Annotated in this window: 5 protein-coding genes; all 5 read left to right on the top strand. The window is 72.7% G+C overall.

All coding sequences use genetic code 11. The features are described from left to right. The first annotated feature begins 2 nt into the window (after positions 1-2). The 5 genes from ACMCNO_RS33690 to ACMCNO_RS33670 are packed head-to-tail and all read left to right on the top strand — an operon-like array spanning position 3 to position 14,937. Positions 3-6,170: a type I polyketide synthase gene (locus ACMCNO_RS33690; RefSeq protein WP_412753437.1), complete on the top strand. Its 6,168-nt coding sequence runs from the start codon at positions 3-5 to the stop codon at positions 6,168-6,170. Between the two features lies 1 nt (position 6,171). Next, the gene (locus ACMCNO_RS33685; protein WP_412753436.1) at positions 6,172-12,033 is read left to right on the top strand and encodes an aminotransferase class III-fold pyridoxal phosphate-dependent enzyme; all 5,862 of its coding nucleotides are present in this window, start codon (positions 6,172-6,174) and stop codon (positions 12,031-12,033) included. Next, positions 12,030-13,064 carry an isopenicillin N synthase family dioxygenase gene (locus ACMCNO_RS33680; RefSeq protein ID WP_412753435.1) on the top strand — a complete coding sequence of 345 codons (1,035 nt, stop codon included), beginning with the start codon at positions 12,030-12,032 and terminating at the stop codon, positions 13,062-13,064. Before ACMCNO_RS33685 ends, ACMCNO_RS33680 begins: the two co-directional genes overlap by 4 nt. Then, the gene (locus tag ACMCNO_RS33675) at positions 13,061-14,068 is read left to right on the top strand and encodes an isopenicillin N synthase family dioxygenase (RefSeq protein ID WP_412753434.1); all 1,008 of its coding nucleotides are present in this window, start codon (positions 13,061-13,063) and stop codon (positions 14,066-14,068) included. The genes ACMCNO_RS33680 and ACMCNO_RS33675 overlap by 4 nt, the downstream gene beginning before the upstream one ends. Next, the gene (locus ACMCNO_RS33670; RefSeq protein WP_412753908.1) at positions 14,068-14,937 is read left to right on the top strand and encodes a 3-hydroxyacyl-CoA dehydrogenase family protein; all 870 of its coding nucleotides are present in this window, start codon (positions 14,068-14,070) and stop codon (positions 14,935-14,937) included. The genes ACMCNO_RS33675 and ACMCNO_RS33670 overlap by 1 nt, the downstream gene beginning before the upstream one ends. The last annotated feature ends 18 nt before the right edge of the window (positions 14,938-14,955 follow it).

Genomic DNA, 14,955 nt, shown 5'->3' with positions numbered 1-14,955 from the left:
ACGTGACCGAGGCTGAACTCCGTGAGGCGCTGCGACGATCCGTCGCGGTCATCGACTCGCTCGAACGCCGCCTGCAGCGGGCGGACGAGCCGATCGCCGTGGTCGGGATGGCATGCCGGTTCCCCGGGGCGCCGGATCTCGACGCGTACTGGCGGCTGCTCCTGGACGGGATGGACGCCATCGACGAGATCCCCGCCGACCGGTGGGACGTCGACCGCTTCTACGACCCGGACCGGGCCGCGCCCGGGAAGATGTACAGCAGACGGGGCGGCTTCGTCGCCGACGTGGACAAGTTCGACGCGGCCTTCTTCGGCATGTCGCCCCGGGAGGCCGCCCGCACCGACCCCCAGGCCAGGATGCTGCTTGAGGTCAGCTGGACGGCGCTGGAGCACGCCGGGCAGTCGCCGCAGCTGCTGCGGGGTTCCCGGACGGGCGTGTACGTGGGATACGCCGAGAACGACTACGCCAAGCTGGTCGACCGGCTGACCGAGCGCAGCGGCGTCGTGGACCCGTACGACGCCACCGGGACGGGCGCGTGCTTCGCCTCCGGCCGGATCTCGCACACGCTCGGCCTCAACGGGCCGAACCTGGCGGTCGACACCGGATGTTCCAGCGCTCTCGTGGCCATGCACCAGGCGATCGCGGCGCTGCGCACCGGCGAATGTGACGTGGCACTCGCGGGCGGGGTGCATCTGCGGCTTGCGCCGGAGACGACGCTGGCCCTCGCCCGGACCGGCGCGCTGGCGCCCGACGGGCGGTGCAAGACCTTCTCCGCCGCCGCCGACGGCTTCGGCCGCAGCGAGGGTTGCGGGATGATCGTCCTCAAGCGGCTGTCCGACGCCCTGGCCGACCGTGACCCCGTCCTCGCCGTCATCCGCGGCAGCGCCGTCAATCACGACGGCCCCGCCAGCGGCCTGACCGCGCCGAACGGAGCCGCCCAGGCGGCCCTGGTGGGCGAGGCCCTGCACCGGGCCGGTGTCGAGCCCCACGAGATCGGCTACGTCGAGGCGCACGGCACCGGCACGCTGCTCGGCGACCCCATCGAGGTCGACGCCCTCGCCTCGGTGTTCGGCGGCGTCGCCGGACCGGTCTGGCTGGGCTCGGTGAAGTCGAACATCGGTCACACCGAGGGCGCGGCCGGCGCGGCCTCGGTGATCAAGACGGTGTTGGCCATCGCGCACGGGCTCGTCCCACGCAGCCTGCACGCCGATCCGCCGAACCCGCACATCGACTGGGACTCGCTGCCGTTCTCGGTCCCGTCCAGCACCCAGCCGTGGCCCGGCGAGCGGCGCTACGCGGGTGTCAGCTCGTTCGGCATGAGCGGCACCAACGCCCACCTCGTGCTCGGCCCGCCCCCGGCCCGGGAGGCCACCACCGAACCTCCGCGTACGGTGCGCGTGCTGCCCGTGTCGGCGCGTACGCCGGCCGCCCTGAGCGTCCTGCTCGACCGGTACGCCGAGGCGCTGCGGACCGGCGCCGACGTCACGGCGCTGTGTCTCACCGCCGCCACCGGCCGGGCCCACCTGCCGGTACGCGCGGCGGTCACCGGCCGGACGGCCACCGAACTCCTCGAGCGTCTGGGCGACCGCCGCGCCGCCGCGATGTCGCCGACGCCGCAGAAGCCGACCGTCGCTTTCCTGTTCACCGGCCAGGGAGCGCAGTGGGTCGGCATGGGGGCGGAACTCTACGCCACCGCCCCGGTGTTCCGGGCGACGGTGGACGAGTGCGTACCCGTGATCCAGGCGCTGACCGGCGCCGACATCCGTGGGGTCATGTTCGAGGGTGCCGGCGGGGACTTGTCGCGTACCAGTTGGACGCAGCCCGCCCTCTTCGTCCTCGGGCTCGGGCTGGCCCGCCTGTGGCAGTCGTGGGGCGTCTCACCGGCGATCCTGATCGGCCACAGCGTCGGCGAGCTCACCGCCGCCTGTGTGGCCGGCGCGATCGAGGTGGCCGACGCGCTGAGCCTGGTCGTCGCCCGCGGCCGGCTCATGGACCGCGGGCCGGGTGACGGCGTGATGACGGCCGTCGCCGCGGACGAGAAGACCGCGGCCGCCGTCATCGCGGACCTCGACCGGACCGCCGTGGCCGCGGTGAACAGCCCGCACGAGACGGTGCTCTCCGGCCCGCAGGACCAGATCGGTGAAGCCGAGGCCCGGCTGCGGGCGGACGGGGTACGGGCGCGCCGACTGTCGGTGTCGAACGCTTTCCACTCGCCGCTGATGGACGAGGCCGCCGCGGCGTTCGCCGGTGTCGTCGGCCAGGTCCGCCTGCGACGACCGCAGATCCCGGTCGTCTCGAACGTCCACGGCGTCGCCGACCCGGAGCTCGTCACGCGGCCGGAGTACTGGGTCGACCACCTGCTGAGCCCGGTCCGGTTCGCCGACGGGATCCGGCACGCCGCGGATGCCGGCGCCGACGTCCTCGTCGAGATCGGTCCGAAGCCGGTTCTGCTGGGGTTCGCGCGGGACTGCCTCGCCGATCGGGCGGACGTGGCGTTCGTGCCGAGCGTGCGGCCCGGGCAGGAATGGGCGACGCTCGCCGCGGGTCTGGCCGAATGCTACGAGCGCGGCATCGACGTCGACTGGCGTGCGTTCGAGGGCGACCACGACACCGTCCGTGTCGGCGCGCCGTCCTACCCGTTCGAGCGGGAACGGTACTGGCTACCCGAGCCACCGCCGGTCACCCGGGCGCGGAGCGGGGTGTTCACCGATCTCGTCGAGGACACCGGGGACGGCGCGCTCGTGGCTCAGGCCCTGCTCACACCCGCGACCGCGGCGCTGGCGGAGCACCGGATCCACGGCGACGTCGTGGCTCCGGCCGCGTTCCATCTGGCCGTTCTCCTCGATGCGGCCCGCGCCGGGGCCGGCAGCGGGCACGTCGAGCTCGTCGACATGGTCTTTCCGGCCCCGCTCGTCGTGCCCGCGCAGGGCACCGTACGGATCCAGGCCCGGCTGCACGGCGCCGGTCCCGAGCGGGAATGCACCCTGGAGACCGTCACCGGCAGCGGACGCGTCACCCATGCCGTCGGCCAGGTGCGCACCGGTGACGCGGCGCTGGGCGACCAGCTCGATCAGGCCGCGATCCGGGCCCGGCTCGACCACGCCGTCGACCCCGCCGCCCTGTACGAGCGTCTTGCCGCGGGCGGCGTCGACCTCGGGCCGGCGTTCCGGTGGCTCACGGCGGTGCAGGCCGGTGCCGACGAGGTTCTCGCCGACCTGGCGCCACCGCCGCAGCCGCCGGCGCCGAACCCCGACAGCGTGCACCCGGGACTCCTGGACGCCTGTTTCCAGCTCGCCGAGGCGGTCCGATCCGCCGAGGACAGGTCGGCCCGGCTGCCCTTCGCGCTCAGCCGGCTCAGCCTCGACGGATCCGCCCTGCACCGGGCGCGGCACGTGTACGGCCGGCGGGGCAGCGACGGCGCGTGGCACTTCGCGATCCTCACCCCGGACGGCGAGCCGGTCGGCGTCCTGGACGGATTCCAGGACCGCGCCGTCGACCGTGACGCGTTCGCCGGGCACGGACCGGAACCCGCATGGTTCGCCCGCCAGGTGTGGCAGCCGGCCGACCCGCCGGCCGCGCACGCCGCCGGACCGGAGCACCTCGTGCTGCTCGCCGACGACACGCCGTGGGCCACGACGGTCGCCGATGTCCTCGGGTGTGCCCGGCGGGATCTCGACGAGGATCTCGGCGCGGCCACCCGTGTCGTGGTCGCGTTCGAGCCGGTGGGCGACGACGCCGCCACGACCACGCGGTTCCTGGACGTGCTTCTGCGGCACGCGCGCCGGGTGGGCGACCGCGTCACGCCGCCCGCGGTGACGCTGCTGACCCGCGGCGCGCAGTCCGCGGATGCGTCCGCGGTAACGCCGTCGCAGACGGCGGTGTGGGCCTTCGCGCGTACGGTCTCTGCGGAGTATCCCGATCTGCGCTGCCGCGTCGTCGACGTCGCTGACGAGGGTGACCTGGCCGAGGTGGCGGCGCGGATCGCCGACCCGGGCTCCGGCGACCGGCTGATGATCCGGGGCGGCCAGGCCTACCGGGAGGCGTTCACCCCGACGTACCCGCCCGTGCGACCCGAGCCGGCGAGGCTGGTTCTCACCGAGTACGGCACTCCCGACGCACTGGCGATGGTGCCGCTCGTTCGCTCGGCCCCCGCGCACGGCGAGGTGGAGATCGAGGTGAGGGCGGCGGGGATGAACTTCCGCGACGTACTGATCTCCCTGGGCATGCTTGCCGAGCACTACGCCGACGACCTGGGCATCACCCGGGCCGATGCCGTCCCGCTCGGCTTCGAGTGCGCGGGGGTCGTGGTGGCGGTGGGGCCCGGGGTCACGGACCGGGCCGTCGGCGACGACGTCATCGCGTACACGGAGCACGCCTTCGCCACCCACGTGAACGTCCGGGCGGAGCACACCGCGGCGTTGCCCGCCGGCATGAGCCATGCCCAGGGTGCGACGCTGCCGCTCGCGTTCCTCACCGCCGAGTACGCCCTGAACCGCCTGGCGACCCTGCGTGCGGGGGACCGGGTGTTGATCCACTCCGCGGCGGGCGGTGTCGGGCAGGCCGCTGTCGCACTCGCCAAGGCCGCGGGCGCGGAGGTGTTCGGCACGGCGAGCGCGCCGAAGCACGACGTCCTGCGGCGGCTCGGCGTCGACCACGTGCTCGATTCCCGGAGCACCGAGTTCGCCGACCGCGTGCACGACATCACCGGCGGGCGCGGCGTGGACGTGGTGCTCAACAGCCTCAACGGCGACAGCATCGAGGCGGGCATGCGCGCCGTGGCGGACGGTGGCCGGTTCATCGAGCTGGGCCGGGTGGGCGTCTGGACCGCGGAACAGGCCCGGCAGTTCCGTCCCGGCGTGCGGTACCACCGCTTCGACTTCGGTGACGTCGCCGAGCAAAACCGGGACCTGGTCGCCGAGCTGTTCGCCGCCCTCCTTCCCCGGTTCGCCACGGGCGAGCTCAGGCCGCTTCCCCTGCGTGCCTTCCCGATGACGGACGCGGCCGAGGCGTATCGGTACATGCAACGCGCCCGGCACACCGGCAAGCTCGTACTCGTGCCGCCGGCACCGGTCGACCTGCCGGCAGCCGCGGGTGTCCTGGTGACCGGCGGCGCCGGTGCCCTCGGCCTGCGGGCGGCCCGGATGCTCGCGGACGCGGGGGTGCGCCGGCTCGTCCTGATGGGACGCAGCGCGCCCACCGGGCAAGCGGCCACGGCGATCGAGGCGCTGCGCGACCGCGACGTCGAGGTGGAGGTCGTGCAGGGCGACGTCGCCGTGGAGGCGGACGTCCGGCGCGCCGTCGCGCGCACCGGCACGCTGGACGGGGTCGTCCACGCGGCCGGCGCCCTCGAGGATGGCGTACTGCTCGGCCAGACCGCCGAGCGGTTCGCCACGGTCCTGCGGCCCAAGGTGTACGGCGGAGCCCTGCTCGACCGGGTCGCCCGGGAACACCGCCCGTCGTTCTTCGTGGCCTTCTCGTCGGTGACCGCCGTCGAGGAACGCGGCGGCCAGGGCGCATACGGCGCGGCGAACGCGTACCTCGACGGCCTGATCGCCCAGCGCCGGGCGGACGGCCTGCCCGGACTCTCGATCGCCTGGGGGCCGTGGGCCGACGCCGGCATGGCCGCGGACCTGGCGGGCGTCCGCAAGATCGACCCGGACACCGGCGCCGACATCCTGCACCGGTTGATCACCGCCGGCACCGCCGCGCCGGCCACCGTCATCGTCGATCCCAACCGGGATCCGGCGGCGCCGGACAGGCAGAGCGCCGCGTCGCCGGCCGCACCCACCGACCGGCCCCGCACCCCGGCGGCGATGACGGACTACCTGGCGGGTGTGGTCCGCCGCCTCACCGGGTTGCCGGCGCGGGCGCCGCTCGACGACCGGACGCAGTTCGCCGAGGTCGGGGTGGACTCGCTGCTGCTCATCGAGTTCCGCCAGCGGATCCAGCAGGACCTGGCGTTGCCGGTGCCGGCATCGGCCGTCTTCGACCATCCGTCGCTGGGCGACATGGCCGGCTACCTCCTTGCCCGGCTCGCGCCACCGCCGTCCGCAGCCCCGGCGGCGGCCCCGCACAGGTCTCGCACACCGGACCTGGACGAGGCCGACGCGGAGAACCTGCGCCGCATCCTCGACGAGGAACTCGGGGAACTCGACGAAGGGATTGAGTGAGTTGTCGCCCACAGAAACCTCCGACGATCTCGAACGGCTGCGCAAGGCGGCGCGGACGATCCGTACGCTGCGCTCGTCCGTCGCCGAGCTCCAGGGCGCTGCGACCCGGCCCATCGCCGTCGTGGGCATGGCCTGCCGTTTCCCGGGTGCCGCCACGATCGAGCAGTTCTGGCGACTGGTGCGGGAGGGCCGAAGCGCGATCGACGACGTGCCCGCCGGGAGGTGGGACACGCCGCCGGTGGACGCGCAGGGGCGGCCGTGGCGCGCTCGCGGTGGTTTCCTGCCCGACCTGGACGCCTTCGATCACACGTTCTTCAACGTCTCGCCGCGCGAGGCCCGGCAGATGGACCCGCAGCAGCGCCTGCTGCTGGAGGTCAGCTGGCATGCGCTGGAGTCGTCCGGCCGAGACCCGAGAACGCTGACGGACACCCGTACCGGGGTGTTCGTCGGCATCGCCGAGTCGGAGTATGCCCGGCTGGCCGAGCACCGCGGCGCCGACACCACGGCGATGTACGGACTCACCGGCAACGCGTGCAGTGTCGCGGGTGGGCGGATCTCGTACCACCTTGGACTCCGTGGCCCGAACATCTCCATCGACACGGCGTGCTCGTCGTCGCTGAGCGCGGTCCACCTCGCGGTGTCGAGCCTGCGATCGGGCGAATCCGATCTCGCTCTGGCCGGTGGTGTCAACGCGCTCCTGCTGCCGGAGACGTTCACGGGGTTCATGGACGGTGGGGCGCTGGCCGAGGACGGCGTGTGCAAGGCGTTCGACGCGGACGCCGACGGCTACGGCCGCGGCGAGGGATGCGGAATGCTGGTCCTGCGTCGGCTGGACGAGGCGCTCGCCGACGGCGAGGAGATCTTCGCCGTCATCCGCGGCACCGCGGTGGAGCAGGACGGCCGTACCAACGGGCTGACCGCGCCCAGCGGTCTGGCGCAGCAGTCGGTGATCCGGTCGGCGCTGGCGAACGCGGGCGCGGCGCCGGACGACATCGCGTACGTCGAGACGCACGGCACCGGCACCGCCCTGGGCGACCCGGTCGAGGCGGATGCGCTCACCGCGGTGTTCGGTGGCCGCTCCGGCCCACTGCCCGTCGGCGCTCTGAAGGCCACCATCGGCCACCTGGAGGCCGCGGCGGGCATCGCCGGCCTGATCAAGACCATTCTTGTGCTCCGGAACGGAGAGGTACCGCCCGCCACCCACCTTCGCCGGCTGAACCCGCTCATCGACTGGGAGTCCACTCCCGTCACGTTGCCCACCCGGCTCACCGGCCTCACCGGCGACCTGGCGGGGGTCAGTTCCTTCGGCTTCAGCGGCACCAACGCCCACGTCGTGGTGGGCCGTGCACCGCAGCGCTCGGCACCCGCGGCGCCGGCCGGGGGGCACCGCGTCCTGACCCTGTCCGCCCGCACCCCCGAGGCGCTGAGCGAACTCGCGCGCGAGGTCGTGCCGATCCTGGCCGCTGCGCAGACCCCGGAGGCCTTCGCCGACGTCTGCGCCGCATCCGCGGCGTACGCGGGTGACCAGGCTCGGCTGGGCCTGACCGCGACGAGCGGTGCCGATGCCTCGGAGCGGCTCGGCGCGCACCTGGCCGGCCGCAAGGCCCGGGTCCGGCAGCGGCAGGCGAAGCGGCGCCCGGGGCTCGCCTTCCTGTTCGGCGGTCAGGGATCGCAGTACCCGGGGATGGGCCGCGGCCTGTACGCGGGTAACGCGGTGTTCCGGGACACCCTGGACGCCTGCGACCGCTGGCTCGGCGAGCACGCCGGCTGGGAGGTGCGCCTGGTCGACCTGCTCTACGCGGACGAGCCGGACCCCCGGCTGTCGGAGACCCGGTATGCACAGCCCGCCATCTACGCCGTCGAGTGCGCGCTCGCGCGAGTCTGGGAGTCCTGGGGGGTCCGGCCGTCCGTCGTGCTCGGCCACTCCACCGGGGAGTTCGCCGCGGCGCACGTCGCCGGAGTGCTGGGGCTCGAGGACGGGTTGTCCCTCGTGGCCCAGCGTGCGCACCTCATCGGCGCGGCGACGGGTGGCCGGGGCGCCACCGCTGCGGTCTTCGCGCCCGCCGCCGAGGTCGAGGCCGTGCTGACCGGCATCGCCGACGTGGCCGTGGCCGCCTGGAACGGCCCGAGGGAGACGCTCATCGCGGGTCCTCGCGACGGTGTGGCCGCCGCCCTGGCGGCGTGCGACGAGCGGGGGCTGCAACATCGGACGGTGACGGTGCCGCACGCGCCCCACTCCCCGATGGTGGACGCGGTGACCGACGAGTTCCGGGCCTTCGCCGGGCGCCTGACGTACGCGGCGCCCACGGTTGCGCTGATCTCGAACGTGACCGGCGCCGTGGTGCACCGGATCGATGCGGACTACTGGTGCCGGCAGCTGCGTGAGCCGGTCCGGTTCACCGACAGCATGCGGACGCTCGCCGCGCACGGGTGCGACGTCGCCCTCGATGTCAGCGCGGCGCCGGTGCTGACCCTGCTCGGGCGGCAGAACTGGACCGACGCCCCCGTCGTGTGGGCGTCGTCTCTCGCGGAACACGTCGACGACGGCAAGCAGATGGCCGCGGCCGCCGTCGAGCTCTACACGACCGGCGTCGACCTCGATCGTCACGGCCTTCACGGACCAGGGAGGACCCCGGTGAGCATGCCCGGATATCCGTTCCAGCGCAGCAGGCACTGGCTGGAGCAGGCGCCGTCCCGGCCGCAGGCCGACGCCGGGCCCGAGCCGCACCCGGTGCCGGAGGACGATCCGGCCCGGTTCGTGGCCGAGCAGCTCGCCGAGTATCTGGAGACCGAGGCGGACCTGTTGTCGCCGACCGCCTCGTTCCTCGAGCTGGGCGCGGACTCGCTGGTCATGGCCCGCCTCGTCCAGGACGTCAACGACCGCTATGGCGTCCGCCTCAACGTCGGTCAGCTGTTCGAGGGCCTGGAGACCGTCGCCGCCCTCGCCGGTGATCTTCGGGAGCACGGCCGTCCGCCGGCGCCGCAGCTGTCTGCGGGGCCGGGCGCGGCCGCGGTTCCCGCACCGGTGGCAGGACCGGACCCGGCGGCGGTTCCGGCGGTGCCCGCGGTGAGGTCCGGCGAGGACAGCGAGCTGCACGGGTTGATCCAGGCGCAGATCGCGCTGATGAACCGGCAGCTCGACATGCTCGGTGGCGCACCGGCCCAGGTCTCGCACACCACGCAGACGGCACCCGCGGCGAAGGGGCGGGCGCAGCCCCACCCACGGCCGGCCGTGGACGGGGTCCCGACCGTGGCGAGGGCCGCCCAGTCGGAGCTCACCGACCGGCAACGCCGCCACCTCGACGAGTTGCTCGACGCGTTCACCGCCCGAACCGCCGGATCGCTCGACCGGGCGCGGACCCACCGGACGTATCGGGTGGACACCCGGATGCGGACGGTACGGCCGGAGACCCGACGGGCGTGTTACCCGATCGTGGCGGGCAGCGCGTCCGGGGCCCACCTCACTGACATCGACGGCAATGACTATGTCGACCTGGCGATGGGCTTCGGAGTGCTGCTGTGCGGGCACGACCCCGGCTTCGTGACCAAGGCGGTGGCGGCGCAGGCGGCCCGCGGCGTCTCGGTCGGCCCGGTCGTCGACGGCGCCGACGAGGTCGCCCGGTTGTTCTGCGAGATCACCGGCAAGGAGCGCGCCTTCTTCACCGTCAGCGGCACCGACGCGGTCCGCGGCGCCCTGCGCGTGGCGTCCGCGGCGACCGGCCGGTCCCGTTTCGTGATGTTCGCCGGCTCGTACCACGGCCAGGACGACCGGGTGCTGGCCCTGCCGGACGTCGGCGGCGACCCGCTCGTCTCGGTGCCGATGGCGCCCGGCATCTCGCCTTCCGCCGCCGCGGACGCGCTGATCCTGCCGTACGACAGCGAGCGGTCGCTGAGCATCATCGAGGAGCACGCGCACGAGCTGGGTGGCGTGCTCGTCGAGGCCGTGCAGAGCCGCAACCCCGGCGTGCGGCCCGAGGCCTTCCTGCGCCGGCTTCGCGAGATCACCGCGCGGGCGGGCGTCCCACTGATCTTCGACGAGGTCATCACCGGGTTCCGGGTCAAGCTCGGCGGCGCGCAGGAATGGTTCGGCGTCGAGGCCGACATCGCCGCGTACGGCAAGTGCGTCGGTGGGGGTTACCCGGTGGGCGTGGTCGCCGGAGCCGCCCGGTACATGGACGTCGTCGACGGCGGCGCATGGCAGGACGGTCCCGGCCAGGCGGTGCCGGAGACCACCTACATCGGCAGCACCTTCGAGAACCATCCGGCCACCGTCGCGGGGACGCTGGCGATGCTGCGACACCTCCGCGACCAGGGGTCGGCGCTGCAGGACCGGCTGAACGCCGAGACCGACCACCTCGCCACGACGCTGAACACGATGTTCCGGCGCGAGGGTGCGCCGATCCGGGTGATGCACTACGGGTCGCTGTTCCGGTTCACCTGGAAGGGCAACGCCAGCTACGCGTACCAGCCGTTGGCGATGGAGGTGTTCCACTTCCACCTGCTCCTGCGGGGAATCTACCTGTGGGAGGGGCGGACCTGCTTCCTGTCGACCGAGCACAGCCGTACCGATGTCGAACGCATCATCGCCGCCGCCGCCGAGGCTGTGCAGTCCATGCGGGACGGTGGGTTCATCGACGGTGAGGTGCTGCCGCGGGTGTCTCCCGCGCAGGAGGCGCTGCTGGCCCGATCCGTCGCCGCGCCGCAGGCTGTCGACTGGACCGTGGCCGAGGACGTGGAGCTGAGCGGCCCGGTGGACACGGCGGCGTTGCGGCGGGCGGTCGCCGCCGTCGTCGACCGGCACGAGGCCCTGCGAACGGTGTTCCGCGACGGCCTGCCGGTCCGTGGCGAGCCACCGCGGTTGGAGCCGGTGGACCTGGCAGCGCTGTCCCGCTCGTACGAGCGGTGGTGGCAGGACCGGCTCACCGAGCCGTTCGACCTCGCCACCGGGCCGCTGACCCGGTTCTTCCTGGTCGATCGGGGCGACGCGAAACACGACCTTGTGGTGTATGCGCACCACGTCGTCTCCGACGGCATCTCGATGACCGTGTTGCTGGACGAGCTGGCGGCGGCGTACGGCGGGGGCGTCCCGGCCGAGCCCGCGTTGCAGTACACGGACCACCTCGCCCGGCTCGCGCACCGCGACGTGGCTGGCGGGCGCGCGTACTGGAAGGAGCAGCTCGCCGGGGTGCGCCCGGCCGCCGCGCCGGCCGGGCACGACGACGAGGGTGCCCGGCACTTCGGGATCATCGACGCCGACCTGACGGCGGCGGTGCGCAAGGCGGCGCGGGAGTTCGGCAGTACGCCGTTCCAGGTGCTGCTCACCGCGCACGGGCTCATGGTGCACCACCAGTTCCGGGAGGACGACGTCGTTTTCGGGGTGCCCGTGGCGGCTCGGGACTATCCGCGCGGCGCCTCTGTCGTCGGCTACTGCGCCGAGATGCTGCCGATCCGCAGCCGCCTCGACCTCGACGGCACGGTGCAGGACTACCACCGCGCCCTGCGCCAGACGATGCTCGACGGCTTCGCCCACCAGCTGCCGCTCGCCGACATCGCCGACCTGCTGGGCGACGCCCCGGTCTTTCCCCTGCGCACCGTCTTCAACCTCGACCACGCGGTTCCGGCGCCGCAGTTCACCGGCCTGTCCGCCCGGTTCCGTCCGGTGCCGGCCCGGGCGGCGCTCGTCGACCTGCGGCTGGATCTCATCGAATCGGGCGACCACCTGCAGCTCACCGTCGACTACCGCACGAACGTGCACAGCGCCGGTTACGTGGCCGACTGGACCGATCGCTTCATCGCGACGGTACGCGCAGTCGTGGCGGGCCCGAGTACTTCCCTACGACACATCAAGGAGGAGACGGCATGACCATCCCCACCGTGCGCATCGGCGCGCTGGCCGCCCAGGATCCCGACGCCGTCGCGGTGGTACGCCAGGCGACCAGGCAGATCGGGCTGTTCTACCTCGACCTGCGGCCGGAGATCGATGACGAGACCTTCGACGACCTGTTCGGCGAGACCCGCCGGTTCTTCCGGGCGCCGGAGGACGTCAAGTCGGCCATCAGCGTCAAGCACTCGCCCCACTACCGCGGCTATGTCGCCCCGCGCGAGGAGTCGACGAACGGCAGGGAAGACCTGAAGGAGTCCTGGGAGTTCGGCCGGGAGGCGACGCCCCCGGCGGACGCCGACCCGCAGGACTGGTTCGTCATGTACGGCGGGAATCAGTGGCCCGACCCGGATCACCTTCCCGGGTTCCGGCCCGCCGTGGACCGCTACACGGAGTGGGTGTCACAGGTGGGCCGGACCGTCATCGAGGCCCTCGCCCGGTCGATGGGGCAGCACGACGTCCTCGGCAAGCCGGACTCGGCCTTCGGCGAGGACCTGCACTGGTTCTCCCGGCTCATCTACTACCGGGACACCGACGAGTACCGCGGTGAGGAGGTCCGTCTCGGCGAGCACACCGACAGCGGCATGCTGACCGTGAGCATCCAGGACTCCGACGGCCTCGAGGTACGCACCCAGGACGGCGAGTGGCTGCTGGTGTCCCCGCCGCCGAATGCGTGCGTGGTCTTCACCGGCGAGCTGATGGGCCTGTGGAGCGGCGGCTACTACCCCGCGTGCCGGCACCGGGTGCACGCCGACAACCTGCGCGGTGACCGGGTGTCGGTGATCACCTTCTTCATCCCGGAGCTCGGTAGCGTGCTGCGTCCGATCGACCCGAGGGAGGCGGTCGCCGCCGAGGGGGCGGACGTGGTCGTCGCGGTCGCGGAGGACAACCCGTGGCTGCGCCCCGGCGAGAAGGGCGACGCCGTCGAGCCGTTCGTCGTCGGGGAACGTGAGTGGGCCCGCGTACATGAGATCTTTCCCGGCAACGCCGACCAGCAGGAGGTGGCGAAGTGAGCACGCAGCGTACATTCCACGAGGTTCCGATCATCGACGTGAGCGCCCTGGTGACCGAGAACCCGGACCAGGAGGCTCTCGACGACACGGTGCGGCGCATCGGTGATGCCTGCCGTGACGTCGGCTTCCTGTACGTGCGCAACCACGGTCTGCCCGACGGGCTGTCCGAACGGATGATGGAGCTGACCCGCGCCTTCTTCGACCTGCCGCTTGAGGAGAAGATGAAGCTGCGGCTCGGCCTGACCAGCCAGTTCCGCGGCTACATCCCGATGCTCGCCGAGGTGACGGCGACGAAGCGGGACTACCACGAATGCCTCGACCTCCAGCCGCTGTCGGGCCGGGACGCCGAGACGATCGCGGCGACGAAGAGCGCCCGCGCCGGCCGTCACCCGCTGGACGATCCGGACCAGTGGCCGGCCGCGCTGCCCGAGTTCCGGCCGGTGATGATGGAAGCGTGGACGGCGCTTACCCGGCTGGGCGAGCAGTTGGCCGCCGGAATGGCCCTCAGCCTGGGCCTCGACGCCGGGTTCTTCCAGAAGTACGCCGGCGACGAACTGTGCGACCTGCGCCTTTCCCACTACCCACCGTTCCAGCCGGAGCGCAGTCTCGAGGACGTGGAGTTCGGCATGGGCGCCCACGTCGACTACGGCTTCCTCGCGATCGTCCAGCAGGACGGCGTGGATGGCTTGGAGGTCCGCAACCAGGAGGGTGAGTGGGTCAACGCGCCACACGTCCCCGGCACGCTGCTGGTCAACATCGGCCTGATGATGCAGCGCTGGACCAACGACCGCTACACCGCCACCTGGCACCGGGTGCGGTTCCCCGGCGGACGGCACCGGTATTCGATGCCGTTCTTCTTTGAACCCGCCTTCGACGCGGTCATCGCGCCGGTGCCGGAGTGCTGCGGCGAGGACAACCCGCCGCGGTACGAGCCCGTGCAGTTCGGCACCTGGGTCGTCGAGCAGTTCTCCACCGCGTACGACAACAAGGAAGATCAGGCGTGATGGGCGACCCAGCGGCAACGGCACGGCGGCGCATCGGCGTCCTGGGGGCGGGGGCGATCGGCACCACCGTCGGAGCCGACTTTCTCCTGCACGACTTCGACGTCGTGTTCGTGGACCGCGACGAGCAGACCCTGGCCGCCGCGGCGCGCAAGGTCGCCGAGGCGGTCCGGTTCGCGCCGCTGCTCCGACCGGGTCTCGGCCGGCTGTCCCGGGCGGACCTCGCCGAGCGGGTCCGGTACGGCGTCGACCTGGAAGACCTCGCCGCCTGCGAGTTCGTGGTGGAGAACGTCACCGAGGACTGGTCGATCAAGCGGGATCTCTACCGCCGGCTCGATGCGGTCCTGCCGTCGCATGTCGGCATCGGCGTGAACACGTCGAGCATCTCGATCCAGCGGCTGGCGGCCGAGACGACCCGGCCGGAGTCGGTCATCGGCATCCATTTCATGAACCCGTCGTACGCCACCGAGGCGGTCGAGGTGATGCGGGGCGAGAACACCTCGGACGCGTGCCTCGCGTACGTCGAGGATCTGGTGCAGTCGCTCGGCAAGCAGGCCATCGTGGTCGGCGACTTCCCCGGGTTCGTCAGCAACCGCATCTCACACGTCTTCTTCAACGAGGCGGCTCGCCTCGTCCAGGAGGAGGGCGTCGATCCGGGCACCGTGGACCAGGTGTTCAAGCGATGCTTCGGTCACACCATGGGCCCGCTCGAGACCGCGGATCTGATCGGCCTCGACACCGTCGTGCTCACCCTGCGGCAACTGCAGGAGAGCACTCAGGAGACGAGGTACGAGCCGTGTCAGCTCCTGCAGCAGAAGGTCGCTGAGGGCGCGGTCGGCCGCAAGGCTGGCCACGGGTTCTACCGCTACTGACGTGTGCCGCCGGCTGGG

Source organism: Krasilnikovia sp. M28-CT-15 (genome assembly GCF_047159595.1).
Lineage (GTDB): Bacteria > Actinomycetota > Actinomycetes > Mycobacteriales > Micromonosporaceae > Actinoplanes.
The sequence above is the reverse complement of the archived record's forward strand: the minus strand, read 5'-3'. Positions and strand labels throughout refer to the sequence as shown.